The sequence below is a fragment of the Neobacillus sp. GCM10027624 genome, assembly GCF_042675345.1.
Classification (GTDB): domain Bacteria; phylum Bacillota; class Bacilli; order Bacillales; family Cytobacillaceae; genus Neobacillus; species Neobacillus cucumis_D.
In genome coordinates, this window is sequence record NZ_JBHTHD010000002.1 from 140,062 (window position 1) to 166,411 (window position 26,350).

26 protein-coding genes and 1 other annotated feature are annotated in these 26,350 nt (G+C 39.3%); of the genes, 4 read left to right on the forward strand and 22 right to left on the reverse strand.

Annotation, left to right across the window (positions count from 1 at the left end; genetic code table 11):
- Positions 1-180: 180 nt before the first annotated feature.
- The 5 genes from ACFQZ9_RS00720 to ACFQZ9_RS00740 all read right to left on the reverse strand — a co-directional run bounded on the left by ACFQZ9_RS00720 (position 181) and on the right by ACFQZ9_RS00740 (position 7,242).
- A complete protein-coding gene (locus tag ACFQZ9_RS00720; protein WP_498941869.1) occupies positions 181-723 on the reverse strand; it encodes a helix-turn-helix domain-containing protein in 543 nt (180 codons plus the stop codon).
- A 173-nt stretch (positions 724-896) separates the two neighbouring features.
- Positions 897-2,519 carry an OPT family oligopeptide transporter gene (locus ACFQZ9_RS00725; protein ID WP_498941870.1) on the reverse strand — a complete coding sequence of 541 codons (1,623 nt, stop codon included), beginning with the start codon at positions 2,517-2,519 and terminating at the stop codon, positions 897-899.
- An 18-nt stretch (positions 2,520-2,537) separates the two neighbouring features.
- On the reverse strand, positions 2,538-3,302 hold the full coding sequence (locus ACFQZ9_RS00730) for an IclR family transcriptional regulator (protein ID WP_498941871.1): 765 nt from the start codon (positions 3,300-3,302) through the stop codon (positions 2,538-2,540).
- A gap of 153 nt (positions 3,303-3,455) precedes the next feature.
- A complete protein-coding gene (locus ACFQZ9_RS00735; protein WP_498941872.1) occupies positions 3,456-5,195 on the reverse strand; it encodes a hydantoinase B/oxoprolinase family protein in 1,740 nt (579 codons plus the stop codon).
- A gap of 1 nt (position 5,196) precedes the next feature.
- Positions 5,197-7,242, reverse strand: coding sequence for a hydantoinase/oxoprolinase family protein (locus ACFQZ9_RS00740; RefSeq protein ID WP_498941873.1), 2,046 nt, complete (start codon positions 7,240-7,242; stop codon positions 5,197-5,199).
- A 241-nt stretch (positions 7,243-7,483) separates the two neighbouring features.
- Between ACFQZ9_RS00740 and ACFQZ9_RS00745 the strand changes: the two genes are divergently transcribed.
- Positions 7,484-7,888, forward strand: coding sequence for a hypothetical protein (locus ACFQZ9_RS00745; RefSeq protein ID WP_498941874.1), 405 nt, complete (start codon positions 7,484-7,486; stop codon positions 7,886-7,888).
- Between the two features lie 19 nt (positions 7,889-7,907).
- Here ACFQZ9_RS00745 and ACFQZ9_RS00750 read toward each other — a convergent pair whose 3' ends face one another.
- The 7 genes from ACFQZ9_RS00750 to ACFQZ9_RS00780 form a co-directional block, all read right to left on the reverse strand.
- Positions 7,908-8,417, reverse strand: coding sequence for a DMT family transporter (locus tag ACFQZ9_RS00750; RefSeq protein WP_498941875.1), 510 nt, complete (start codon positions 8,415-8,417; stop codon positions 7,908-7,910).
- Positions 8,418-8,446: 29 nt separating this feature from the next.
- The gene (locus ACFQZ9_RS00755; protein WP_498941876.1) at positions 8,447-9,145 is read right to left on the reverse strand and encodes a Crp/Fnr family transcriptional regulator; all 699 of its coding nucleotides are present in this window, start codon (positions 9,143-9,145) and stop codon (positions 8,447-8,449) included.
- Between the two features lie 25 nt (positions 9,146-9,170).
- Positions 9,171-9,596, reverse strand: coding sequence for a DMT family transporter (locus ACFQZ9_RS00760; RefSeq protein ID WP_498941877.1), 426 nt, complete (start codon positions 9,594-9,596; stop codon positions 9,171-9,173).
- 194 nt (positions 9,597-9,790) lie between these two features.
- Positions 9,791-10,210 (reverse strand): GNAT family N-acetyltransferase, encoded by a 420-nt coding sequence (locus ACFQZ9_RS00765; protein WP_498941878.1) that lies wholly within the window; start codon positions 10,208-10,210, stop codon positions 9,791-9,793.
- A gap of 82 nt (positions 10,211-10,292) precedes the next feature.
- Complete coding sequence (gene glyA / locus ACFQZ9_RS00770) at positions 10,293-11,636, reverse strand: serine hydroxymethyltransferase (protein WP_498941879.1); 1,344 nt, start codon at positions 11,634-11,636, stop codon at positions 10,293-10,295.
- Positions 11,637-11,842: 206 nt separating this feature from the next.
- A complete protein-coding gene (locus ACFQZ9_RS00775) occupies positions 11,843-12,496 on the reverse strand; it encodes a GntR family transcriptional regulator (protein ID WP_498941880.1) in 654 nt (217 codons plus the stop codon).
- Between the two features lie 60 nt (positions 12,497-12,556).
- Positions 12,557-12,799 carry a replicative helicase loader/inhibitor gene (locus ACFQZ9_RS00780; RefSeq protein WP_498941881.1) on the reverse strand — a complete coding sequence of 81 codons (243 nt, stop codon included), beginning with the start codon at positions 12,797-12,799 and terminating at the stop codon, positions 12,557-12,559.
- A gap of 145 nt (positions 12,800-12,944) precedes the next feature.
- Here ACFQZ9_RS00780 and ACFQZ9_RS00785 point away from each other — a divergent pair, with 145 nt between their 5' ends.
- Entirely contained in the window at positions 12,945-13,913 is a 969-nt protein-coding gene (locus ACFQZ9_RS00785) for a DMT family transporter (RefSeq protein ID WP_498941882.1), read from the forward strand.
- Positions 13,914-13,988: 75 nt separating this feature from the next.
- On the opposite strand, the gene ACFQZ9_RS00790 is transcribed toward ACFQZ9_RS00785, so the two are convergent.
- Entirely contained in the window at positions 13,989-15,314 is a 1,326-nt protein-coding gene (locus tag ACFQZ9_RS00790) for an MDR family MFS transporter (protein WP_498941883.1), read from the reverse strand.
- 183 nt (positions 15,315-15,497) lie between these two features.
- On the opposite strand from ACFQZ9_RS00790, the gene ACFQZ9_RS00795 reads away from it, so the two are divergent.
- Positions 15,498-16,412, forward strand: a complete 915-nt coding sequence (locus ACFQZ9_RS00795) for a DMT family transporter (RefSeq protein WP_498941884.1) — start codon at positions 15,498-15,500, stop codon at positions 16,410-16,412.
- 63 nt (positions 16,413-16,475) lie between these two features.
- Here ACFQZ9_RS00795 and ACFQZ9_RS00800 read toward each other — a convergent pair whose 3' ends face one another.
- From ACFQZ9_RS00800 to ACFQZ9_RS00820, 5 genes are all read right to left on the reverse strand, one after another.
- A complete protein-coding gene (locus ACFQZ9_RS00800; RefSeq protein WP_498941885.1) occupies positions 16,476-17,831 on the reverse strand; it encodes a sensor histidine kinase in 1,356 nt (451 codons plus the stop codon).
- A 1-nt stretch (position 17,832) separates the two neighbouring features.
- Positions 17,833-18,522 (reverse strand): response regulator transcription factor, encoded by a 690-nt coding sequence (locus ACFQZ9_RS00805; protein ID WP_498941886.1) that lies wholly within the window; start codon positions 18,520-18,522, stop codon positions 17,833-17,835.
- Positions 18,523-18,716: 194 nt separating this feature from the next.
- Complete coding sequence (gene ilvA / locus ACFQZ9_RS00810; protein WP_498941887.1) at positions 18,717-20,006, reverse strand: threonine ammonia-lyase IlvA; 1,290 nt, start codon at positions 20,004-20,006, stop codon at positions 18,717-18,719.
- Between the two features lie 74 nt (positions 20,007-20,080).
- Positions 20,081-20,336 (reverse strand) — a binding site (T-box leader).
- 192 nt (positions 20,337-20,528) lie between these two features.
- A complete protein-coding gene (locus ACFQZ9_RS00815) occupies positions 20,529-21,497 on the reverse strand; it encodes an HD-GYP domain-containing protein (protein WP_498941888.1) in 969 nt (322 codons plus the stop codon).
- Positions 21,498-21,557: 60 nt separating this feature from the next.
- Positions 21,558-22,208 carry a GGDEF domain-containing protein gene (locus tag ACFQZ9_RS00820; protein ID WP_498941889.1) on the reverse strand — a complete coding sequence of 217 codons (651 nt, stop codon included), beginning with the start codon at positions 22,206-22,208 and terminating at the stop codon, positions 21,558-21,560.
- 240 nt (positions 22,209-22,448) lie between these two features.
- Between ACFQZ9_RS00820 and ACFQZ9_RS00825 the strand changes: the two genes are divergently transcribed.
- A complete protein-coding gene (locus ACFQZ9_RS00825; protein WP_198313445.1) occupies positions 22,449-22,964 on the forward strand; it encodes a gamma carbonic anhydrase family protein in 516 nt (171 codons plus the stop codon).
- 56 nt (positions 22,965-23,020) lie between these two features.
- On the opposite strand, the gene ACFQZ9_RS00830 is transcribed toward ACFQZ9_RS00825, so the two are convergent.
- The 4 genes from ACFQZ9_RS00830 to ACFQZ9_RS00845 are packed head-to-tail and all read right to left on the reverse strand — an operon-like array spanning position 23,021 to position 26,223.
- Positions 23,021-23,605 (reverse strand): SCO family protein, encoded by a 585-nt coding sequence (locus ACFQZ9_RS00830; protein WP_498941890.1) that lies wholly within the window; start codon positions 23,603-23,605, stop codon positions 23,021-23,023.
- 58 nt (positions 23,606-23,663) lie between these two features.
- A complete protein-coding gene (locus tag ACFQZ9_RS00835; RefSeq protein ID WP_198313443.1) occupies positions 23,664-24,662 on the reverse strand; it encodes an aliphatic sulfonate ABC transporter substrate-binding protein in 999 nt (332 codons plus the stop codon).
- A 30-nt stretch (positions 24,663-24,692) separates the two neighbouring features.
- Positions 24,693-25,454, reverse strand: a complete 762-nt coding sequence (locus ACFQZ9_RS00840; protein WP_198313442.1) for an ABC transporter permease — start codon at positions 25,452-25,454, stop codon at positions 24,693-24,695.
- Complete coding sequence (locus ACFQZ9_RS00845; RefSeq protein WP_198313441.1) at positions 25,438-26,223, reverse strand: ABC transporter ATP-binding protein; 786 nt, start codon at positions 26,221-26,223, stop codon at positions 25,438-25,440. The genes ACFQZ9_RS00840 and ACFQZ9_RS00845 overlap by 17 nt, the downstream gene beginning before the upstream one ends.
- Positions 26,224-26,350 lie beyond the last annotated feature (127 nt).

Below are 26,350 nucleotides of genomic sequence, written 5' to 3' on the forward strand. Positions count from 1 at the left end.
CTTGGGAAGAAGGGGCATTCCTCCTTTCAAGGTTTCATTTATTTCAGAAATACGAGTGTAGTAAAATAGTTATTTGAATTATGTAGATTCTATGGAGGAACCGGGCTAAACGGATTGATCCCATTAAAGCCCTTTAATGATATGCAGATCTATTGGTGAGTTCAGAGGTTGTTAAAATTTTTAAAAAAGGGCTGGTGTTACGACACTAAAAAGTACGGTTTCCTGATCAAGCGGGTTTTCCCACATATGCGGGTTAGTGGAAGGAAAATGGATGGAATCTCCTTCTCGCAAAAAATATTCTTTGCCATCCACGTTCAAGACTAATGCACCTTTTAAAACATAATAGAATTCCTCTCCGGGATGCCGGTAAAATTCTTTATCTTTTTGAAATGGCTTCATGGTGACAATCAGAGGTTCTATTTTCCGGTCAGGGAAGTTACCTCCCAGCCGAATATAAGTCGAATCAGATCCTTGAAGATTAAATGGTTTTTGATCCGCCTTTTTTACTGCGTAATTAATATCAACGGGCTCTTCAAAAAAATAGGTCATTTTCACTTCAAAAGCATCGGCTATTTTCTTTAAAGAGGTAATAGCTAATGAGGAAGAACCTCTCTCAATTTGAGATAAAAAACTGACCGATAAATCCGTTTTTTCACTTAAGTCTTTCAACGTATAACCACGTTCTAATCGTAGTTGCTTAATTTTCTTAAAAACTTCTTCCATTGTATAAATCTCCTCTGCGTTCAGAAAATTACAGTGTCATTTAATTAATTTTGATGATAGCATAAAAAATTTATAAATAAAAGAAAATTTTTAATATTTTAACAGATTTAATAAAAAATTTAAACAGAGCTGGAATATACACCTGCTCTGTTTAAACGGGGTTCCTTATAAAACTACTTCCCTACTTTAAAGATGGATGTAAAGAAACTATATAAAGCATCACCAGCAATCATCCCTGCTGCCAGGATGGTCATAGGCGTTTCAACTTCTTTCCCCTTCCATTTCGTTACGACAAAACGGATGATAATACCTGCTAAAACCGCCCATCCAGCAATTGGGTTCACGAGGAGCAGCCCTGTTGCAAACAAGATCCCCATCTGTCTTTTCGAGCCACCGATTAATTGTAATAATGCACCTGGAATCGCCCAAATCATTAATTGTTTGGCAATATCCCCGGAAACACCAGATTTAATGGTGGTAGCATAAACATGGTCAACCGGAGGGATCAACCCTTTAGAGAAATAGCTCTCATAAGTTAGTAAAACAACGACAGCCGCAACAGAAAAAGCAATTAATCCGGCAAAAAGCTGCTGCCTTCTTCCTTTTCTTTCAAATTCTAAATCTCTTCCATTGCCACGGAGGATATAGCCTGTTTTTAAATCATAGCCCATATCCGCAAACGCCACACCTGTAGAAGCACTAAATCCGACAAGAAGTGCTAAGGCAGGAATCGGGAAACCAATCATGATACCAAGGATAAGGGTGATTAAAGCCACCGCAAACGCCGGGAACCAGCCGGCATGCATCGCAGAAATACCAACAATCAACTCATGAGCAAATGCTGCGATTGCGGCAAATAATAGGAAACCAATCAGCATACCAGCAGACATATGCGTTAAAATTCCACCCGCGAAAGCTAATATTAAGGCAATGGCCAAGTAGGCAATAAAACCATAGCCAAAGGCTTGTCCAATATCTTTTTCGCTTCTTGATAATGGCGCTTCCTCAAGCGCTGCTGCAATTTCCACCTTACTTTTTCCGATCGAAGTATTAACTTTTTTCTTTCTAAAAATTAGGATGATGACCTGAATGAGCGCAACAATTCCTGCCCCAATCATAAAACCATGCGGAATATAATGGGCATTGAGATCGGTTCCAAATAACTGGGTTGAGTATCCTCGTAATAAAAGCCCGATTCCAAACATGGTTAACGCCCAAATATTTCCGATAAACGCAACACCAAAAGCGGACATAGGCACCTTTAAAACAGATCCGATAATTCCAATTACAATTCCAACACTTAATAACTTTGCACGCTTTCCACCTTCATCACCTGCCTTAATCGACTCAGCTGTTGCAATCCCGGGAGGCCATGCTTCTTTAGCTGGGAAAACCTTCGTATCAAAGAATTTATAAAGTAAAATAGCATCTACAAACATCGCTAAAATAACACCGATAAACAATGGGAGCACAAGCTCTTTCATGCCCAGTGCATAAGGAATCCCAATCGGTAAAAGCAGGCTGCTTGCTGCTCCGAATGTTGCGGATGAAATGGAGGTTTGTACTAAATTTTGCCGATGGACCGATTTGAATTTTAAAAACATTTTGACTGGGATTCTTGCAATCAACATGGCAAAAATGGCCCCAATGATTGAAGTATTTGCAGAAATTCCTAAGGATGTAATTAATTGAACACCGATAATAGCCCCTACTACCGCTGTCCCCACAATGACTAATAAGACCATTGGATCTAATACAGTGGGATGTTCCCGTTTAACCGCCTTTTGTTCGTTCATATACATCCTCCTCGAAATTTATTTATAAACACTGCTAAATTGATAAAAATATTGCTGTATTTTTTCTGCATGTTCTTGGAGTAATGTCAATGTATGATTGAAATCCACTTCTTCCATCCGGTATTCCGGACCCGAGATGGTTAAGGAAGCAATGACATCGCGCTGTCGATTAAATAGTGGTACCCCCAGCCCAAAAATTGATTCCGAAAATTCACCAACGGAGTAGCACCAGCCCTTTACTTTTATTTCATCCAAATCTAAAAGCAAAGCTTTTTGATCCATGATGGTATTTTTCGTAAACGGCTGGATGCCGCTATTAATAATTTCCATTTGTTCTTCTTTAGAAAGATATGCCATAATCACCTTACATGAGGCCCCTGCATATAATGGTGTCCTTGTACCAATGGAAACGGCAAATTTGATTTTGTGTGCGCATTCAGCAATTTCAACGGTAACTCCATCCATTTGTTCCCGCCATGTCAAGAAAACGGATTCCCCTACTTTTTCGGAAAGCTCTTTCATAAGAGGATTCACATATTCTGATAAGCTGATCTTTTCTTTCACCATCTGCCCGTATTCTAAAAAGCGGAATCCCAATTCGTATTTTTTGGAGTTTCCATCTTGACGTAAAAAACCAAATTTTTCATAGGTAGAAAGAATTCGATAAACAATGGAATGGCTGATTCCTATTTCTTTTGCCAGTTCGCGAACGCCCCAAGAGGGAGTTTCCCTCGTAAAAAATTGTAATAACTCTAACGAATTCTCTAATGTTTTTAATGACATTTTATTTCCTCCCATTGTTTCCCTATTCGAACCGGTGGTTCAATTTATGAAATTATACAATAAGAGGGTTGATTGAACAATAACAATTAAGGAAATTTTCTAAATATTTGAAGTACAAAGGGCCGAAACCCTTCTGCCAGGTCATCTAATCTACTAATTTCTTTTTTGTGTTAACTTATGAATTTTAAATGTTTCAGGGTCGACAATCACCCCAAATTTTCCCTCCGCCTGCTGCACTGAGACATAACCATTTTTAACATCACTTGCAACCTTATCAGCCGGTCGGATTAGCGGGTTGCCATAACCGCCCCCCGTTGCCGTTACAAGTTGGGCCACATCGCCTTTATTTAATGGATATCGCGCGGTTACACCTAGAGGACCAACTGTTTGGCCGTCTGATTTGACAATCTTAACATAGTTGGAAGAACCATTTTCACCTCCATTCATTCCCCACGGGGTAAATTGATGGCGGCCAAAGCTTACAGATAGTTTCTGGTTATCACTTAATGCCTGATAGGAACGAATGACACCCGAGCCGCCAATAAATTCACCGGCGCCAGCTCCGTCACAGCGGAGACTATATTCATTTACAAGGACACCATATCTCGTTTCAGTAACCTCTAATGGAATATTATAGGTTTCCCCGTCCCCCATACAAAATTGTCCTCTTTGTCCGTCCTGCCCTGTTCCTGCACCCCAACCCCCTACAGAAGGTTCAACAATCAGGAACGGTGCATTCGTATCCGGATGATTTCCGTTTAAAACCACCGAACAAACGGACAGCAAATGCCCCGCTGTCAACCGGTCCGGCAGAGTTGGAGCTAAGGCTTTCCAAATCAAATCAGCACCGCCCATTCTTCCTTCGAAATTCATCGAAACTGGTGCCGGCCGTTCCGCAGAAATAATCGAAGCTTTATCCGTTATGAGTTTCAATGGATAAAAGACACCTTCATTAATATTTTGCGCCGGCCGAATGATGGCCAAGTACATTACCCTAACACTTGCCATCAGGCCAAAATAGGAACAGTTCACCGGGTTTGTCACTTGTGGGTGGCAGCCGCGGAAATCACAAATGAATTCGTCATCGGTAATCGTAATTTTAACCTTTATTGGATAAGGCCCACCCTTGGCACAGTCGCCTTCAATGAAGTCCTCAGCAGTAAAGGTTCCTTTTGGAAGCCGTTCAAGCTCTTGTTTTGCCAGTTGCTCCCCTTGCTTTAACAGGTTTGCAATCGCTGCTTCGACGAGGCCTTCCGTATGCTTTTCACATAATTCTATAAATCTTTTTGCCCCTGTCCTTAATGCGGCAACCTGGGCCCACATATCCCCTAATGAAAGTTCAGGTAGTCGGACGTTGGTAGCGATCACATCTACGATTGCCTGGTTAAGAATCCCTCCGTCAAAAAGTTTGACGCCCGGCAGCTGCAGGCCCTCTTGGAAAATTTCAGTGGAGTCACTTGTAAAGGATCCTGGATCTTTACCGCCAACTTCTGTCCAGTGGCCTTTGTTCGCCGAAAAGGCAACCAGTTCCCCTTTACAGAAAATCGGCATCACTAAACCTACATCGGATAAATGCGATCCCCCGCCGACATAGGGATCATTAATGATAATCACGTCGCCTTCTTTCAGCGCCTTCCCATCATCAAATTTTTTCACGACATGCTGGACCATGGGACTTAACATTCCGATGAAACTCGTAACCCCATTCCCTTGACTAATCAGATTCCCCCTGGCATCTGTTAACCCGCAGGCATAATCAAGCACTTCATAAATAATCGGGCTCATCGAGGTCCTGGCCAAGGCAAGAAACATTTCATCCCCAATGGACATTAACGAATCTTTAATGACTTCTAATGTAAATGGGTTGATCTTTATTCGTTCGGCTGTCGTCATCCTACTCCACCCCCGTATCAATGATTAAGTTTCCATATGGGTCAACTACTAAAGATTGCTTTGAATATATAACAGTGGAAGTGGACGGTTCTTCAATAATTGCTGGTCCGGTCACTTTCATTCCTGGTTCCATATAGTTGCGGTCATACACCGCTGTTGGGACCCAACCATCCTCTTTATAATAAACAGGCCTTTCTTCCTTCAATGCTTGCGCAAACGATTTTCCTTTTTCCTCCATTTTTCGAAGCTCAGGTTTGTCCACCCGACCAAATCCGGTCAAATGGAGATTTACAATTTCAGTATGGGTGTTTGGCAGTTTAAACGTATAGTTTTGTTCATGAAGATCGTGGAAACGTGTGATAATTTCCTCAATGGTTCCTTGTGTCCATTCACCATTTGGAACTGGAACTTTAACGGTATGTTCCTGTCCGATATAACGCATGTCCACAAACCGACTGAAAACAACTTGCTCTTTCTTCATGCCTTCATCTACAAATTGATTTAATGCCTCTTCCATCATTTGATTCCATCTTTGGTTTAATGCTTGAAGATCAATTTCATTCAATTGTTTAATATGGGTTTGGATATAATCATGACGCAAATCGCTCATCAGCATGCCCCAGGCAGAGAAAACGGAAGATGCGACTGGAATGATGACTTTTTTTACCCCAAGCTCATAAGCCAAGGCCGCTGCATGCATGGGTCCGCCGCCCCCAAAGGCAACAAGTGAAAAGTCTTTTGGATCATAACCTTTACGGATGGAAATCAGTTTTAAGGCATTCAGCATATTGGAGTTGGCAATGTCGATGATTCCCAGTGCTCCCTCTTCGATGGAAAGATCATAAAAGGATGAAACTTTCTTCCCGACGGCCTCTTCCACCTTTTTAAGATCCACTTCATAATCAAAGTTTTCTTTGGAGAGACGTCCGGTAATTAAGTTCGCGTCAGTTGTAGTTGGTTCCTCCCCACCCTGCCCGTAAGCAACGGGTCCAGGCACTGCCCCCGCCGATTGCGGGCCAACCTTTAGTGATCCCGTTGAATCAATCCAGGCGATTGAACCGCCCCCGTTTCCAATTTCCACAATATCCACGACGGGTACTTTTACCGGATATCCGGCTGCCTTTTCATTTCTTTCTATAAAGTAATCCGTCGTTACCTTTACTTCTCCTTTTGTAATTAGGGAACATTTGGCCGTTGTTCCACCAATGTCGAAGGCGATGATGTTATCTTCCCTTAAAACTTCCCCTAAAACGGCCGCGCCATAAATCCCTGCAACTGGACCAGACTCCACCATGTGAATCGGAGATTGTTTAGCGCTTTCAAAAGTGGTCGCACCGCCATTTGATTGCATGATGTAAGTATTTCCGTTGACCTGATGCTCTACTAGTTTTGTATGGAGCCGGTCAATATAGGAAGCAGCGATCGGCTTTACATAGGAATTGAATACTGTCGTATTGGTTCTTTCGTATTCACGCCACTCTTTCGTGATTTCATGTGAAGCTGTAACGGCGATTTCCGGCCATAGTTCTTGGATGAGTTCAAGGGTCCTTATTTCGTGGATCGGATTCACATAGGAATGTAAATAACAGACTGCGATGGCTTCGACGTTTTCTTTTTTAAAGAAAGATAAAATGGAAGCAATTTGCTCTTCGTTTAATGGTGTGATGATTTCGCCTTTGTAATTTAATCGTTCTTCTACCTCTTGCCGGAGGTATCTTTCAACGAATGGAGCCGGTTTTTGGTAGCGGAAGTTATATAGATCAGGACGATTTCCACGGGCAATTTCCAGAACATCTCTTGTTCCTTTTGTGGTGATCAGTCCTACTTTAACCCCCTTGCGTTCTGTTAAGGCATTGATAATTACCGTAGATCCGTGGATAAACATTTCAATCGATTCGGGAGTGATCTCGCTTTTTTCAATAACATTCATTACCCCATTTTCAAATTGCGATGGAGTGGTATGTGCTTTTGCAACTCCAAATTTTCCTTCGTTGTCAACATAGACAATGTCAGTAAAGGTTCCGCCAATATCTGTAGCAACCCGCATGCAATAACCACCTTTCTGATATTTTTATTGTTTCTATATTAGAACCATTGGTTCTAAAATTTATAGTCTTATTATATTTATATTTTTGACAATTTTCAATAATCTTTTTTTACAATCTATTAAAATAACAGTTTTTTTCCACCGGCTTTTTCAAATAAGTTGTGAAATTTACCATAACAGTAATTTATTTACTTTAGCATTCATAATATAGAATATACGTTCGTACAAAGGGGAGAACAGCATGAAAAACAAAAATGATACCTCGCTTACTGGAGACATGTTAGTTAAATATTATGAATTGAATAAACAGAAAAAAGAAATTGAATTGGAAATGAATCAATTGAAGGAGTCTTTCCAGCACTACTTTGATCAGTTTGTTGGTGAGAATGTAAAAGGAGAAATTACAATTAGCGGGTACAAACTTCAACGGCAAATTCGGAATAGCGAGAAATATAACGATGAATTGACGATTAAAAGATTAGAAGAATTACAAATGAATGATTTGATTCAAATTGTGAAAAAACCGGATGATGGTAAAATAAAAGCTGCTCTCCAACTTGGTTTAATAAACCAAGAGCACTTAGACGGCTGTATTATTAAAACATCTTCTCCAGCGATAAATGTAAAGCCTCTTACACCAAGATAATAGTAAAAAACATGGATCTTTACAAAACAGATCCATGTTTTTTATGTTTTACATCATTGCCAGAGCTAGTGGCTCGCTTTAAAATCCCTTGCTTACTTCCTGCAAATTTAAAAACCAAAATACCGGCAACGATTATGATTACACCAATTAATTTTTTAGAAGTGAAAGGAACCTGATCGAGTCCAAACCAGCCAAGAGAGTCCCACAATAAGGCAAAGCCCAGCTGTGATGTCAGAGCGATTGAAATAGAAAATGTAGGGCCCAGCAACCGCATTCCCTTCACAAGACACATGACCACCCCTATTCCAATCAAACCGCTGAACCAAAACCATGGCTTCATATTTTGCAAGACAAATAGATTTTTTCCTTCAAAAATGAATCCAAATATGAATGATGCGAGGAATCCCATTCCTAGTACGAGTGTGGTGGTTGACCATGACCCTGCTCGTTCATTTACTTTACTATTAAAAATGTTTTGTACACTGAGAAATGCTCCGGCAAGAAGCGATATCAGTAATCCAAATACCATCCTAATTCCCCCTTCTTTCCTGCGAAAGATTATTCGTAAATATTTTGAATGGCAAGCTTCCGTAAGCCTTCCCTGTCCTTAACCGTAATGGAGCCTTTGTTCCGTTCAACAAGTCCTTCTTCACAAAACTTTTGAATGACGCGATTCAGATGCCGATAACTAGTACCAATGAAATTAGCTGTATCCGTAAGATTAACCGAACTTAGTTGCTTGTTCATTGGGGAATTTGTTTCATCATATGAGACTGATAATAAATAACTGGCCAAACGTACTTCAACAGGATACATCAGACTTAAGCTCATCGAATTGGATTTAAGGTGGAACTTTTCTGTGATGATTTTTAATAAAAATTGAAGAAACGGAGAATAATCACTTGCGTATTTTTTCAACCAGTGATGATGGATCCCAATCAAAGTTACTGGTGATACCGCCTCAACGGTATTGATAAAATGAATATTTTGGACGTATTCAATATCCCCGATCACTTCAAGAGGTGTCTTAAAGGAGAGAATAAGGGTCTTACCTTCAACTGAGTTTGTAAAGATTTTAAGCTTCCCTTTTACAAGAACGTAAAGATACTGTGCCGTATCCCCTTGAGAACAAATATTCTCACCTTGATCAAAGTGGAACAGTGATAAATATGGTAATAAATTTTCGTTAAAAATGTGCTCCAGTTCGTACATTTGCAAAAAATCATTCAATTGTTCTTGATTTTTGATTTCTTTCATTCCGTTATTTCTCCTACCGTTCCCATTAAAATTTTAGAATTAACACACCAGCAATCATCATTATAATCCCGATAAAATGTGACAGGTTCATCTTCTGCTTCCTCACACCAAACCATCCCTTACTATCAATGATGAAGGTCAGGCCAAGCTGGGCAATGAGGATTGCGGCGATTGAAAGAGTGATACCGATATGATGAATAGCCGTAACATTACTATAGATAATGACCGCCGCAAAGGCGCCTCCCGTTAAATATAATGGTTTCACCTGCTTAAACATTTGCCATTTTCCATCACGGACAAACATGAGGATCACCAAGGCCGCAATGAATCCAGTAAATTGGGTAATGGTCGCCGTTTGCCAAGTACCAATATCCTGACTGATGCGTGCATTAGCAACACCTTGAAGGGTAATAAAAGCTCCTGCTAAAAACGCAAATAGAATCCCTTTCATTTATTCCTCTCCTCTTTTAACAATCAATATGTAAATGATATATCCTTTGCTTAAATGAGAGGAAGGACATATGTCCCTGATTTTCCGAATGAAAAATCCCGTATTATTGAAATAATACAGGATTTCTAACATGTATTTACGGTAATACACATTTAGTTGCGTTTCAGATTTTATCATATTCTAATGATGGCGGTCTACTCCAAATACTCAGAATCCAGTACTGGATTCAAATACCTCGCCATCCCTGTTTTGATTTTTTTAAATCCTGCTTTTCGGTAAAATTCTTCATTTCCTGTCGTTGAAATGAAATGAATACAAGAAATGTTTTTCAGTTGGTCAAGGAGATCTTCAATGATTCTTTTAGCCATACCTAATTTTTGAAACTCTTTATGTACCACAATATCATAAATGGCTGCATTGAAAACTCCATCTGATAATGCCCTGCCAAATCCAACCGTACGGCCGTTTACCGATGCAAACACCCTGACATTACTCGCTTCGAACACCTGTTTAATGATTTCATTGGTATGTTTTGTCCAATCGACAGATTCATAGACCTCTCTCATTTCCTCCAAATTGATTTGAGAAAACTCATGGTGAATTTGAAGCTCCATTTTCCTCTCTCCTTATTCATACTTTTACCACAAAACCCCAGAACCATTTGGGATCTGAGGTATTTCATGAATTTTGCACATATCAATCGAAACAATAATGAATTTTTTGATATCCTGAACGCATTTCTATAACACGTTTTCTAACAGATTCAACTGGCTCTTGGTTCTCTAGAACACGGACGATGTAGTCTGCAATGATGTCCATTTCTGCTTCCTTCATCCCTAAGCGGGTAATTTCGATGGTTCCAATTCGTAAGCCGCTTGGAAAATCCCAATCTTCCGGTTTATCGCTTGGAATTAAATTTTTGTTCGTGATGATATTCGCCCTAGCAAGCTTATGTGCCACATCCAAACCACCGCCGAATTTCTTCACGTCAACAATGACTTGGTGAGTTTCTGTAAAACCTTTATGGGCGCCAAGAACCGTAATCCCTCTTTCATGAAGCGCTTTTGCAAGTGCTTTTGAGTTGGAAACAATTTGTGCCATATACTCTTTTCCGAAAGCGAGGAATTCAGCAGCTGATGCGGCTAGTGCAGCCACGCGGTTAACTTGGTGGGTAGCCGCAAGTGCTGGGAAAATCGTATCGCAAACAGGTTGTGTAAGAGCTGGATCATTCCAAACAATAATGCCGCTTTGTGGACCGCTGAAGGTTTTTCCCGCTGAACCTGTCATAATGCAAGCACCTTCGTTAAGTGGGTCTTGGAATTGCCCCCCTCCGATCAGTCCGAGTTGGTGGGCACCGTCAAAGAATATTTTTCCGCCCCATTCACTGACGATTTCGGACATTTCTTTTAATGGGAATGGGAAAAGTGTCATCGATGCGCCAAGGGTAACTAATGTTGGTTTTACCTGCCTGGCTACTTTTGCAAATTCATCAATATCTACCACCAAGTCTACCGGGTCCATTGGAACATCATAAATATTCAAGCCGCGGATACCGGCCGGACCATCATATCGATTACTGGAATGACCACCTAACGGTTGGGCAATTGTTAAAATATTGTCACCCGGTTTTGTTAGCGCGGCATAAACCGTCATGTTTCCTATCATGCTTGCGACAAGACGATGGTCTGCATAATTGCAGTTAAATACTTTTTTAAGTAATTCCACGCAAAGGGATTCAATTTCATCGATATATTTTGTTCCGGAAAACCATCTTTGCGTTGGACCAATATGGCCTTCTGCTGCTCGTGTTCCCACTTCTGATGCTAATAATTGCCGGACGGTCGGGCTTGTTGGAGCTTCTGGAGCCAATAAATTGAGACATTCCTGTCCTCTCCATATCGCATTTCTGTCTACGGCATTAATGATTTCCTTTTGGATTAATCGTGGTGATGAACTGTTTTCGATGATTTCCTTTGCCCAATTTAATACCTTTTGGTCATGCACATCGAAGTTTTGAGCGGTGGTAGTCGTAGTATTCATTTTAATTTCCTCCTAATCTTGTCAATAAATGTGTTACTTTGCTTCTGACTGAATTTGGAGTAACTTACATTAAGGCTTTTTATGTAAAAAAAGTTTTGAGCCTTACTAAAAACCAATATATCGCATATCGGAAAGATAGTCAATTTGTTTTTTGATAATTCAATTAATTCCTTTAAATAAAAAAGAGTACAGCATTTTGCCGTACTTTATTCGGATTCCCCAATTAAAACCCTGCTTAAACTCAACCAATTTTCCTCAACTAAGGCAGTTGCTAAGTTACTATTTTTTGCTTTACACGCTGCAATGATTTGCCGATGCTGCTCTAGTGAATGATGACCATCCACAGAACTAAACTTAGAGAATTCCAAACGCCTGATTTTGGGCATTATTCGTTCTAGCGCTATTTCTATTTCCGGATTGTCAGAAGCTTTTAAGAGAACGTGGTGAAATTGGTCATCTGCTTCCACTGCTCCAATTATATTCTTCTCTTCCAATGCCTTTTGCAACTCGTTATTTTTGGCTTCCATTCGCTCAATTTCTTCAGTAGAAATCTGCGGGATTGCAAGGCGTGCAGCTAAATTGTTTAAAGTTGCGACAACCGTAAACGCATTCCGAGCCTCCTCCAAATTGATCTTCGTGATTCTTGTTTGCGAACCTGGCAGGGACTCAACAAGCCCTTCATCCTCCAGTCTTTTTAGCGCTTCTCTAACGGGTGTTCGACTGACACCAAATTCCGCAGCCAAATCCTTATCCAATATGCGCTTCCCAGGTTCTAATTCCAAGGTAATGATTGCTTTTTTCAAAGATTCGTATATTTGGTCTCTTAATACAGGACGGTCAATACTTTTAATTGTTTTCATAAAACCAATATATCAATGAGTTTTTCCGATGTCAATTGTGGTGTAAGGGGAACAATTGGATCAAATTGTTTTATATTCATGTAACCATTGAAATGGTTTGTTCTCAGTTTCTTCAGTCAAGCTGGTAATAGTCGGAGGATAAGGATTTGTTCGGATATGCCTTTTTAGTTTTGTCATAACTTTAGTAAAATCTAACTCTGAGCAGTATTCGAACCAAAAAGTAATGGTTTCATTTTTGGTCATAAAGCCTTTATAAACGGATTCAATTAGGACTATAATTTTCAAAGCCTCTTGTTTGGTCATTTTGTGCCCTCCTTATTAGTTATTTTTCCCTTTTAGCGAAAAAATAATCTGATTGCCTTATTAACCACTATGCGATATATTGGTTTTATAAAAAAGACAGAATTAATCATTTATTATTTAGAGAATGAACAGAGGTGAACTTCAGTTGAAACCAATTTTAATCGGCATTTGTGCCTCCTTCTTTTTTGCTTTTACATTTGTTCTTAATTCATCTATGGAGTTATCTGGCGGCAGTTGGATTTGGAGTGCTTCGCTGCGATATATCTTTATGGCTCCCTTTCTCCTGTGTATCGTACTAAGTAGAAAAAATCTTCGACCGCTTTTAAATGAAATGAGAAAAAAACCCGGAACATGGATACTATGGAGTTCTGTGGGATTTGGGGTATTCTATGCTCCATTATGCTTAGCATCAGCGTATTCACCTGGTTGGCTCATTGCAGGTACTTGGCAAATCACGATTATATCAGGTACATTACTCGCACCGTTATTTTTTGAAACAATATATACAAAAAAAGGACCTATACAAACAAGGAGTAAAATTCCTTATAAAGGTCTCATCATGTCATTTATTATTTTGTTAGGTATTGTTTTAATGCAAGTTGAACATTCTAAACATTTTTCCTTAGAAAATTTATTACTTGGAGTTGTACCTGTCCTGATCGCATCTTTTGCATATCCTCTAGGGAACCGTAAAATGATGGAGATTTGTGAAGGGCGTTTAGATACTTTTCAAAGAGTATTAGGGATGACTCTTGGAAGTCTTCCGTTCTGGTTTTTACTTTCCTTCTATGGCTTTTTCACCGTAGGTTTACCAAGCACGGGACAGGTCTTCCAATCTTTATTGGTTGCACTTTTTTCTGGAGTCGTTGCCACTGTCCTATTTTTCAAAGCAACGGATATGGTACGAGGAAATACTCAAAAACTAGCTTCAGTTGAAGCAACACAATCAATGGAAGTCCTGTTTACATTAGCTGGTGAACTAGTATTTTTGTCACTGCCAATTCCAGCTCCTTTATCTTGGTGTGGTATTCTAATCGTCATTCTTGGTATGATTTTGCATAGTTATGTTTCAAATAAAAATGAAGAAAGTAATTTTAAAAAATCAGTGGCTTAATGAAGCGAAAAAACCGACTTTTTAATGAGTCGGTTTTTGTGCTAATTATTCTAATGGCCAGCTTAGTTCAAAAGATTATCCTTCATTTCCAACCGGTGATTTTGCCGGTATTAAAAACGTAACCACAATAGATAGCACACTAATACATAAGGCGAAAAGATAAATATTTTTCATCCCTATCACCATCGTCGCAGCATGATTGATAAACAGTCCCATGACCGTTACCCCTATGGACGTTCCGATGTTTCGAATAAAGATTTGCAGGGAAGTAGACATCCCCTTAATATTATTTTCAACAAATTCTTGTGATGCGATTGTTCCAACGGCGAATAATAAACCAAACGCAAATCCTTGAACAGTCAAAAGTCCAAACAATAAAAAGTAGGATACGTCTTTAATGACGAAAAAGATGATCAGCCCTGCAAGAGTACATAGAAGATTACCAATAATGAACAATTTTTTATAGCCGTAACGTAAAATCCACTTTCCTGCCGGCGTACTTCCGAATGTCCAGCCAATGGCAATGCTTAATAGAATCAAACCGCTTTGATAAATGTTCATATGGCTGCCTTCTTGCAAAAACAGAGGGATATAGTTCGGTGTTCCGAAAAAAGAAATACAGAGAAATAACATGTAAAGATTGACCATTAAGGTTCCTCTATTTTTAAACAAGGAAACCGGAAGAAATGGCTGCTCTACCTTCCGTTCTACAAGCAGGAATACGACCATGCAGACAATTCCACACGTGACATACCATAATGGTTGTGCTACGTTTGTGGCAAGCAATAAAAGCGTGATAGAAAGACCAAATAAAACAAAACCTTTATAGTCAATATAAGTCTTTTTAAATTGATTTTGTTCCTTGTAGGGGATTAAGCAAAGAACAGTCGCAATTCCAATTGGAATATTAATAAAGAAAATCCATCTCCACGTTAAGGTTTCAACAAAAAAAGAACCAAGAACAGGTCCTACTATTGAAGACAATGTCCATATTCCGCTAAAGACAGCTTGAATTTTCCCCCGTTTTTCAATCGTAAATAAATCACCGACAATGATCATCGAGATTGGCAGCATTCCTCCTGCACCTAACCCCTGGATACCACGGTAAATAATTAACGAAACCATTGAATTGGCCAACCCTGCAAGCAAAGAACCGATGGTAAAGATTGCGACTGAAATGATGAGCAGCCGTTTTCTTCCATACATATCGGATAATTTTCCGTACAGCGGCACGGTAACCGTACTTGCAAGCATATAAACTGAGAAGATCCAAGCAAACAGCTCCATCCCGCCAAGCTGTTTCACAATCGTCGGACTTGCTGTTTGCATAATATTGGCATCAAGTGCCGATATAAGGGTTGTAATGACCAATCCCCAAAATACATACCTATTTTTATTCATAAAGACCCCCATAAAACTTGTTGATTTCCATATTTTTCTATAAAAAATGAGTTACTTAACTATTATACAAAAACTAATGTTCTTTTTCTAGATTCCAATATTAACAAATTGAATAGCCAAAATCTAAAAAAGATTGTTATAATTTAGTATGTTTGTAATTTGAAGAGTTTTGGAGGGATTGGTTTGGATTCGCAAGTTGTTGTTATGCCGAACCCCAGGCCCAAGGGAGTTATTTTAGTACTCATTGGCGCTTCCTTTTGGGGGATTTCGGGTACAGTCGCACAGTTCTTGTTTCAAAAACAAGGATTCAGTGTCAGCTGGCTCGTAGTAATCCGGCTGCTTTTTGCTGGATTGGGGTTATTATTATTTTCCCGTTTTGTTGGAAAACAAAATATATGGACCATATGGAAAAATAAATCAGATGTATTGCAATTAGTTGTGTTTGGAATCATTGGAATGCTCGGTGTTCAGTATACCTATTTTGCAGCTGTAAAAGAAGGAAATGCCGCTACCGCTACCATTATTCAATACCTGGCGCCGGTTATGATTACCTGTTATCTTTGTTTTCGTTCGCGGGTATTACCTGCTAAACATGAGATCATCGCCATTGGTTTAGCGCTTTTAGGGACCTTTTTTCTCGTTACAAATGGGAATATCCAGGCGCTTTCGATTTCTGGACCGGCCTTTGTCTGGGGAATTCTCTCCGCTTTTGCCTTGGCCTTTTATACTCTATATCCTAGGAAACTATTAAATACATGGGGTTCTTTGATTACAACGGGCTGGGGGATGCTGATTGGCGGTGTAGTTTTCAGTTTTTTTCAGCCGCCTTGGCAATTTAGTGGGTCTTGGTCGTTCTCTGCGTTGATGGCGGTTCTTTTTGTAGTAATCTTTGGTACGTTAGTCGCTTTTTTTTGCTATATGGAAAGCCTAAAATACATTGAAGCTTCAGAAGCAAGCCTCTTAGCATGTGTAGAACCCTTATCTGCAGCGTTTTTAGCAGTAGCCTGGCTTCATGTTCCATTCGGTGTTTTTGAATGGATCGGTGCTGCCTCCATTCTTGCGACCATTTTTATTTTATCAGCGGTAAAACGGACCTAAACATATGTAGACTTAGTGAAAAATTCACAATGGTGCCAGGCACCGTGTGAATTTTTCACAATCTTATAGAGGAAATAGTAATTCGACTTCTGTTCCTTTTTCTTCTTTACTTGTTATTTTTATTTCCCCTTTATGCATTTTCATAATATTCTTGGCTATTGCAAGCCCAAGGCCAGTTCCGCCTGTTTCTCGACTTCTTGCTTTATCAACTCGATAAAATCGTTCAAAAATCCGATGAAGATCTTGTTCTGGTATGCCGATGCCGTAATCTTTTACGGCAATAGATGCAAAATGTTGCTGCTGATTCAAATATAGGTCGATTTGATCTTTACTATACTTGATCGCATTATCCAGAAGGATTATGATCACTTGTTTTAATTTCAGTTCATCCGCTTGGATATAAATATGTTCATCACTGTGGTGGAGATGAATCTCGCGCTTATAGGCATTTTTTAGCTGTTTTTGAATCTCTTTACATAAGCCGACTAAATCCACTTGCCTTAGATCCAAGGTCGTTTCTTTTTCGGAAGTGGCCATATTCAAGAACATTTCGGTCATTTTTTGGATCCGGGTTGCTTCCGAATAAATGGCTTCAATCGCTTCCGTTGATATTTCATTATTTTGCACGCCCCTTCGTCTCAAAAGGCTGGCATAGCTTTTAATGACGGTTAACGGTGTTTTTAATTCGTGCGAAGCATCTGAAATAAACTGGTCCTGTTTTTCCATGTTCTCACTAAGCCGTTCAATCATTCGATTAAAGGTCGAGGCCATCTGCTCCAATTCGTCCCTTGTCCGATTTTGAATCACAATCTTTTTTGGGATACCACTTTGTTCAATGTCCTCCATGGTTTTGATCATATTGGAAATGGGACGCATAATGAAGCCGGATAACCATTTCCCGCCAAGAAGGGACAAGATACCGGATAGGACAGTACATAATCCAAGGATCCATAGTAAAATATCTTTTCTCATTTCAAGTCCCATCAAGGCTTCTCCAATATCAAGAGTTGCTGTTCGGTTCTGACTTGTTTTTATCGGAACACGAACATAGATTACTTGCTTTTCTCCCGTTTTTGTTCCAAGTAATATCCTGCCGGATTCCTGTTTTCTTGTATATTTTGGTTTAATCTTACTTGTAATTTCCCTATCATTGGTTACTTCCGCAAGTGTTTTTCCATTAGGATCAACGACCCTGATATAAGAATGGATGGTTAAAAAATCTTTTAACTTTTCTGTTTGCTCTTCTGGAGATGAAGATTTAAGTTCATCGATAATATCATTCGCCTTTTGTAATAGCGCATCCTCTTCCATATTGACGGTAATTTTTAAAAAAGAAAAAAAGACAACGACATTAATAAGGATTAACACACAAAGCAGCCACGCGGTTGTCATTAGGTTAATTTTCGTGGTGATTTTCATGTTATTTCTCCTTGACGGTAAAACCAACTCCACGAACAGTATGAATTAATTCGGAGTCAAACCCTTCATCCACTTTTTTGCGAAGATGGCGAATGAATACGTCAATAACATTGGTCTCTCCTTCATATTCATAGCCCCATACATTCAAGATAATATTGTCTCTCGTGACAACCTTATTTTTATTTGTTACCAAATAAAGCAATAAATCATATTCTTTCGGAGTAACGGTGATGGAGGTCCCATCTCTTGTTACTTCTCGGGTATTTGTATCGATCGATAAATCCCCTACAGTCACTACAGAAGTAACTTCCTTTGGAGTATGAATCGAGTGGTCGCGGATACATGCACGAACCCTGGCCAAAAGTTCTTCGATTTCGAATGGTTTGGTTATATAATCATTGGCTCCTTGATCCAATCCCGTTACCTTATCCAATGTCATATTTCGAGCTGTCAAAAGAATAACCGGAGTTTGATTCCCTGCCTTCCTAAGCCTTCTTAGTACCTCGATTCCATTCATTTCAGGGAGCATAACATCCAATAAAATAAGATCGATGGATTTTTCTGTTGCCGTATTTAATCCTGATTTTCCATTATGTTCGACAAACACTTCATAACTCTCATATTCAAGCTCTATTTTTAACACCTTAGCAATATTGATTTCATCCTCGATGACTAGGATACGTTTTTTCATGATTTCTTTCTCCTTTTAAATAACTCTACCAATAATTTAACATGTTTCTTCCATTAGTTTAGATTTTTCATGGATTATTAATATAATTTTTAGGGAGAGTTTAGGTTGATCTTCTACAGAAATATCGTATCATTTTTCTGTTAAAAATAAAAAATTCTCCGAGTCCTGATGGACCCGAAGATTTAAAAAGGTTACTATACCAACATTTGATATAATGCTTTATCTTTATTCACTTCCCGATATAAAAATCCTTTTGCCTTAATCCGTTCCATTAATGGGAAGTAATCGTCTTTATCCTTTAATTCGATTCCGACTAGGGCCGGTCCAGTTTCGCGGTTGTTCTTTTTCGTATATTCAAAATGGCTGATATCATCATTTGGTCCAAGAACATCTAATAAAAACTCTCTCAATGCACCGGGACGCTGAGGGAATTGAACAATGAAGTAATGCTGTAAGCCTTCATAAATTTTGGAACGCTCTTTGATTTCCTGCATTCTTCCAATATCATTGTTCCCACCGCTAACAATACAAACGACTGTTTTTCCTTTAATTTGTTCCTTATAGGAATCAAGTGCAGCGATAGATAAAGCACCGGTTGGTTCCACAACGATGGCATTTTCGTTATATAACGAAATGAGTGTTGTACAAACTTTTCCTTCCGGGACTACCACAATATCTTCTAGCAGGTCCTTACAAATCTCAAACGTATGCGCCCCAACGGTTTTTACGGCTGCACCGTCTACGAAAGGATCAATTTCTTTAAGAGAGGTTACCTTTCCTTTTGATAACGATTCTTTCATGCCAGGGGCACCCATTGGTTCGACACCGATTAATTTAGTATCCGGAGAATATTGTTTCATATAGGTTCCAACACCTGAAACAAGTCCCCCGCCGCCGATGGCTGCAAATAAATAGTCAATTGGCTCTTGAAAGTCATTAAGGAGCTCAACAGCGACCGTCCCTTGTCCTGCAATTACATCAAAATCATCGAACGGATGGATAAAGGTTCTTTGTTCCGCTTTACTGCATTCCATTGCCTTTTCATAAGCATCGTCAAAGGTATCCCCCACTAAGACAATTTCAACATCTTCCCTGCCCCAGAACTTTACTTGGTTCACTTTTTGCTTTGGTGTTGTGCTTGGCATGAAGATTTTTCCGTTAATTTTGAGAAGATGACAGGAATAGGCTACTCCCTGTGCATGGTTTCCGGCGCTTGCACAGATAATCCCATTATGTAGATCTTCACCGCTGAGTTTTTTAATCCGATTATAGGCCCCGCGAATTTTAAAGGAACGTACACTTTGCAGGTCCTCGCGCTTAAGGTAGACATTACACTCATATCGTTCAGATAGAATGGCATTGTATTGCAGAGGAGTGGGCGAAATTTCGTCCTTAATATTGTGACTGGCAAGGATCACATCCTCAGCAGTTAATGTTTGTTCTGTTTTCTTTGTTTTCTCTGTTTGCTCAACTTGTTGTTTCATTCATGGTCCCTCCTAAATAATTGCACTTTTCAATTTCAAATTCAATTTTTAAACAACAAAAAACCCGCCCCATGTATAGGGACGAGTTAGCTCGCGTTACCACCCTACTTCCACAGCTAAAATTCCTCACTAAAGCTGCGGCTCTCAAATCAACGTACCGTATCATGATACGTGTTCCAATTTAACGGTGGACCTTCCGGCCTAGCTTACTAACTTTCAGCTACGCATCTCGGAGATGATTTTCAGAAATTTCCTGTTATCGACTCCCACCCAATGTCGACTCTCTGTTAAACAAGGAATAAATCCTACTATTCTCGTCATCAATTCATCTTAAATTTGTTATTAGGTTACCACCGTAAATCGCCTTCGTCAATATATTTTGACTATTTTTATTATTTTGTCAAAGTTAAAACGCTTACATTGGAAAATGAAGGATTTTTCACGGGCATCTATTATTTTTCCGGTTCATCCAAGGGAGAAGTTGTTGTTGGGGATGAAGGAGTTCATATACCTTCGTCCCATTCATTGGCCGAGGGTTTTCGTTGTTTGTGATTTAAATACTATTTTGGGAATTTCCTTCTTAAATTCTATTAAGTGCTCCTCTTCAAATAAACGTAAAAATACTTCCGCAATTTCTGGATCAAATTGTGTTCCTTTATTTTGTTCAATTTCAGCTAGCGTTTTATGTACATCTAGCTCTGTTCGATAAACCCGCTTCGAAGTCATCGCATCAAATGTATCCGCAACAGCTAAAATGCGGGCAATTAACGGAATCTCCTCGCCTTTAAGCCCATGAGGATATCCCTTGCCATCATATCGCTCATGATGATATAAAACGCCGTCTAATATTCCTGTTTCATGAAAGCTTGAAACGTGCTTAATAATTTCATTCCCGATTAACGGATGCTCTTTAATAATCGAATATTCCTCTTCCGTAAGCTTACCCGGCTTCTTTAAGATATGTTCAGGAACCCCTATTTTTCCGATATCATGTAATAATCCTGCTTTTTGAGTCATATCACATAATTCAGCTGATAATTTCATTTTCTTAGCGATTTTCAAAGCATATTTGGCAACATTTTCAGAATGCTGGGAGGTATAAGTATCCCTGGAGTCCAGTGCTTTGGAAAGAACCTTAATCATTTCAATATTATCTCTTTTTATTCGCTGGTTATGTTTCATTAGTCCAACTGAAATGACCATGATTAACAGATAAGTACCAAGCTGAACGAAAAAAGTGCCTGCATCCGGTAAATTTGGTGCAAAGGAATACCTGCAAGTGACAATGAGGGTGGTACATAACACTAGAAACAAAGGAGATTGATTAAAAAAGCCAATTCCTAAGAAAACGGTGGCAAGAACATAAAATATATAAATCCGTTCATCCATTAAAATGGTTAAGTTTAAAAACGTACTACATAGTAAGATGCAAATGAATCCATAACGAAAGTAATTGGGTTTATTTAACCATGATTGAATTCTTTTTTCCATTGCAGTTAAAACTCCCTTTCTTGGTAACCCGAAATACAATAATCCATCTCTCTTAAACGATTAGGATACGGGAACAAATCCATTGCATTTCTTTTCTAATTTCGTTTTGTACATTTGTTGATCCGCAAGCATTACAGCCTCTTCAAATCGTCTTGCTTGCTCTGGATAAATGGAATAACCAATAGAAACTGCGATATGATAGGTATTTTTTTCTGAGTTTAGTAGACAGGTTTCTATTTTTTCTCTTATTTTTTCGGCTTCAATTTGATTGGTATTTGGAGCGATAATCAAAAATTCATCCCCGCCCCATCTGATTAATACTTCCGATTTATTTAAGGTTTTCGCAAGAAGCTCGGTTAGCATTTTTAAAACTACATCACCGGTCTCATGACCTAGTGAGTCATTAATCTCTTTAAAATTATTTACATCTAAAAGAAACACTGCCATCGATTTATTCAGTCGCTCCATTTTTGCCTTCAATTTAGGAAAAATTTTTTCAGCATAACGGCGATTATATATTTTTGTTAAAAAATCCTTTTCGGAATGAAATTTCACTAAATCATATTGCTTTCCGGAATACCATGCGATTAGAGAAAAAACTGAAATGAGGACGAGGTCCAAGCTTGTGAAAGCATTACCATGAATGAAAAGGCCAATCATATAACTAACGATTGTAAAAGCTAAAATACATACTCTCCCCGTACATTTCATCTTCTCACCCCGTTTCTACTATTGTGATAGTTTTATTCTACCATCGGACAAAAATAGAAGGAGATTACCGTGAATTTATTAAGAATTTTGTCGAATATTTGTTAAATATTTTTGACATTTTCGAAGTTTGGCTTGGCAAAATTCATTTGAAAATAGTTCTCATTTTTTCCTCTACTGTAGAGTGGTATACTAATAACTGAAGAGAGTTATAATTCAGATTTTTAAAAGGAGAGAGAAAGAATGAAGATACCCTACAATGGTGTTGCCCCTTCGATCGACGAAACGGTATTTGTGGCACCTGGCGCTTATTTAATCGGAGATATAAAAATTGGGAAGGAGTCTACCATTTGGTTTAATGCGGTATTACGCGGGGACGAAGGGCCGATTACCATTGGAGATCAAACAAGCATCCAAGATAATAGCACCATCCATTTATATGAAGGTTGTCCAGTAGAAATTGGGGATGGAGTAACAGTTGGTCATAATGTTATTTTACACGGCTGCAAGATTGGCAATCGCAGTATCATCGGGATGGGCTCCACCCTCCTCGACCACGTCGAAATCGGCGATGAATGCATCATAGGAGCTAACACCCTACTCACAAGCGGAACCAAAATCCCGCCACGATCCCTTGTCGTCGGATCACCCGGAAAAGTAGTCCGCGAGCTCACAGAAAAAGACCTGCAACTAATCCAAATGTCCATCGAAGTCTACGTCCAAAAAGGGCAAGAATACAAACAAATTCTCGAGAAGTAATAGGTTTTTTTCGACAAAATTAGGGTGGTGCCTGGCACCACCCTAATTTTGTCGAATCACTTTTCCAATGTTTTAATATCGTTAATAATTTCATTGTATGGCGGATTTGAGGCGCCTTCGTATTTTTGGAGGACGACTCCGTCTTTGTTGACGAGGTAGAAGGATGTACTGTGTACAAATTGGTTGGAGTCTTCCAGTTTGGCCGCTGCGGCCATAAAAGATTTGTTGGCGAAGCTTTCAATGAATGGCTGTTTATATCCGGTTAGGAGGTTCCAGTTCGAGAAATCCGCGTCCACCCCTTTAGCATATTCCTTTAATTTCCCAGGCTGGTCGTGATCTGGGTCGATACTAAAAGATACAAGCTCCGCATCCACCCCAGCATCAGCCAATTTCTTTTGCAATGTCGCCATGTTCGCGGTCATCGGTGAACAAACCGTATCACAATTGGTAAACAGAAAATCAGCCACCCAAACCTTTCCCTTTATGTTTTTAAAAGTGAATGGTTCACCATACTGATTCACCGCATTAAATTTTTGTACTTCCATATGAAGTGGAAAAGAATCCTCTACATTTTTCTCCTCAGACTTAGAACAGGCTGCTAACAGAAATAAACAAACTACTAGAAACAAACAGCGTTTCATGGTAAAAACACCTCTTTTTCAGAAAAAGGTGCCGAGTCATCACTCAGCACCTTACATTTTAATTAATAAATTGTGTATCAATTAACGAAGCAAAATCAGGCTTTTCCTTTAAGAACTTTAACTCTACAGATGAATTAGCAAACTGTTGAATCACATCTTTGTTAACATCACTTGTAAAGTGAATATGTGTCCAAGCTTGATCCATCACATCTTTATCAAGACCTTGTTTTGTAATATCTTTAATCGCCTTAACAGTGATATTCTTCGCTTCTTCAGGATTTTTACCGATAAAAGCAATCGCTTCTTCCTGTGCTTTAACAATTTTTCCGACGACATCTTTATCAGCCTTAATTTCTTTACCACTTGTTACAAGAATCGTATTTGGCAACGTTGTACCGTACGAAATTTTCTGGCTGTCAACGATTACTTTTGCCCCTGATTTCTTCACTAGCTGTGAAGCCCATGGTTCTGGAACAGCGGCTAAATCCACTTTTCCTGATTCAAACATACTTGCATATTGTGCCGGGTTACCGGTTACGTGCTTTAAAGTTCCCCCAATACGGGCTGACTTAACTCCATAATCCTGTAAGAATGTTTCCATTTGTACATCATGTGTACAACCTACTCCTGGAGTAATGAAGGTTTTCCCACTGAAATCTTTAACAGAGTTGATCCCGCTTTGTTTGCTGGCAACAATCGCTGTACCACCAGAAGAAGCTCCGGCAATGATTTTTACATCGGCACCATTTGTAAAGTTATTCATGACAGGCCCTGGTCCAACTAAACCGGCATCAATATCACCTGTTTTAAGTGCGGTCATGAAGGCACCGCCATCTGGAAAAGTTTTGTATTCTACTTTGATATCCTTGCCAAGTTCTTTTTCATAAAATCCTTTTTCCCTTGCCACCATTGCAGGTGCATGGTCAATGTTTGGAAAATAGCCGATAACGACCTTTTTCTCTCCTCCATCAGTGCTTGCATTGTTCGATCCACAGCCTGCTAAAACACCTGCTCCAAGCATAACCGCCAAACCTAAAATCATTGATTTTTTCTTCATCTCTCTAGTTCCCCCTCTAATTTTCTCTATCTAATTTGATGTCTCTAGTCCCCAACGACGAATAACATTTTTTTCAACGCGTTGGAAGAAAACGATATCTACAATGGTTCCAATAATACCAATAATAATCATAATCCCGATAACCATGCTCATATTGCCAAAATCAGAAGCATATTTCAGGGTATACCCTAATCCAGGTCCGGTACTCAGGATTTCTCCTGCCATTAATGCCCTCCAGGCAAATGCCCAGCCAAGTCTTGCACCTGTTACGGCATATGGGACGGAAGCCGGGAAAATAACTGATGTAAAAAGATCTAATCCTCCGGAGCCCATCGTTTGAGCGGCTCTTATGTAAAGAGGCGAAACATTTTTGATGCCAATCCTCATATTGATGGTCATCACAAGTGTTGCCCCAAGAATCACGATAAAAATTACCGATGTTTCATTTAATCCAAACCACATAATCGCAATCGGCAGCCAAACGATACTTGGTACACTTTGTAAGGCTAAAATCAACGTACCGAGTGTTTCGTCAGCCGTTTTATTTTTCGCTAAAAGAATGCCTAAGAAGATTCCAAGGATAATCGCAATACTTAAACCGATTGCAAGCCTGCGAAAGCTGGCAAGAATATCATAGATTAATGTTTTATCTGCAAATCCTTTTACAAGTGCTTGAAGTACATCTGTCGGTGCTGGCATCACTGCGGCTGAAACACCCGTTATTTTTACCGCAGCCTGCCAGATGACGATTAATAATGCGAAGAAAATGATGCGTTTAATTGTTTGCTGCATAAGCTAATTCCTCTTTCACTACTTTATCAATCTCGCCTTGTAACAATCCAAGAATTTTTTCCTCTAATTTTGCCACCATTTGCGGATGGTTTCCCCTTGGGCGTGGAATTTTAACATGGATATCCTCTAGTACTACCCCAGGTCTCGTTCCCATGACAATGATTCGGTCCGATAGTTTGATAGATTCACTGATGCTATGGGTGACAAAAAGAATCGTTTTCTTTGTCTCTAGCCAAATTTTTTCTAATTCATGGTGGAGACGTGCTCTTGTTTGTTCATCAAGGGCCCCAAACGGTTCATCCATTAACAATACAGCTGGATTCATGGAAAGTGCTCTCGCAATCGCCACCCGCTGCTGCATTCCGCCTGAAAGCTCATGTGGGGAATGCTTTGTATAATTACTTAACTGGACCATTTTAAGAAAATGATGAGCTACTTCGCGTGCCTCTGCTTTTTTCATTTCTTTACGAAGTGGGAACATCACGTTCTCTTCGACTGTCAACCACGGGAATAAGGCGGCTTGTTGGAAGACCATTCCTCGGTCTTTTCCTGGTTTCGTAATCGGCTTTCCGCTCAGGACGACTTCTCCACTTGTTGGCTTTGTTAATCCGGCAACAATCGATAATAATGTCGATTTTCCGCACCCTGAAGGCCCGAGAATTGAAACAAACTCTCCTTCTTTAATGTCAAGATTAATATTTGTAAGGACATCACTGGCCTTTTTTTGATTGATAAATTGTTTATTCACATTGTTAATTTGTAAAAACATTTCTGTCCCACCGCCCACTTAACCCATAAATCCTATTAGATTTATCGGATTAAAAATAATACTTTAATTATAAATCCTTTCCTAACGAAGTCAAGAATTTTCGAATAATTTATTCAAATAAAATAAG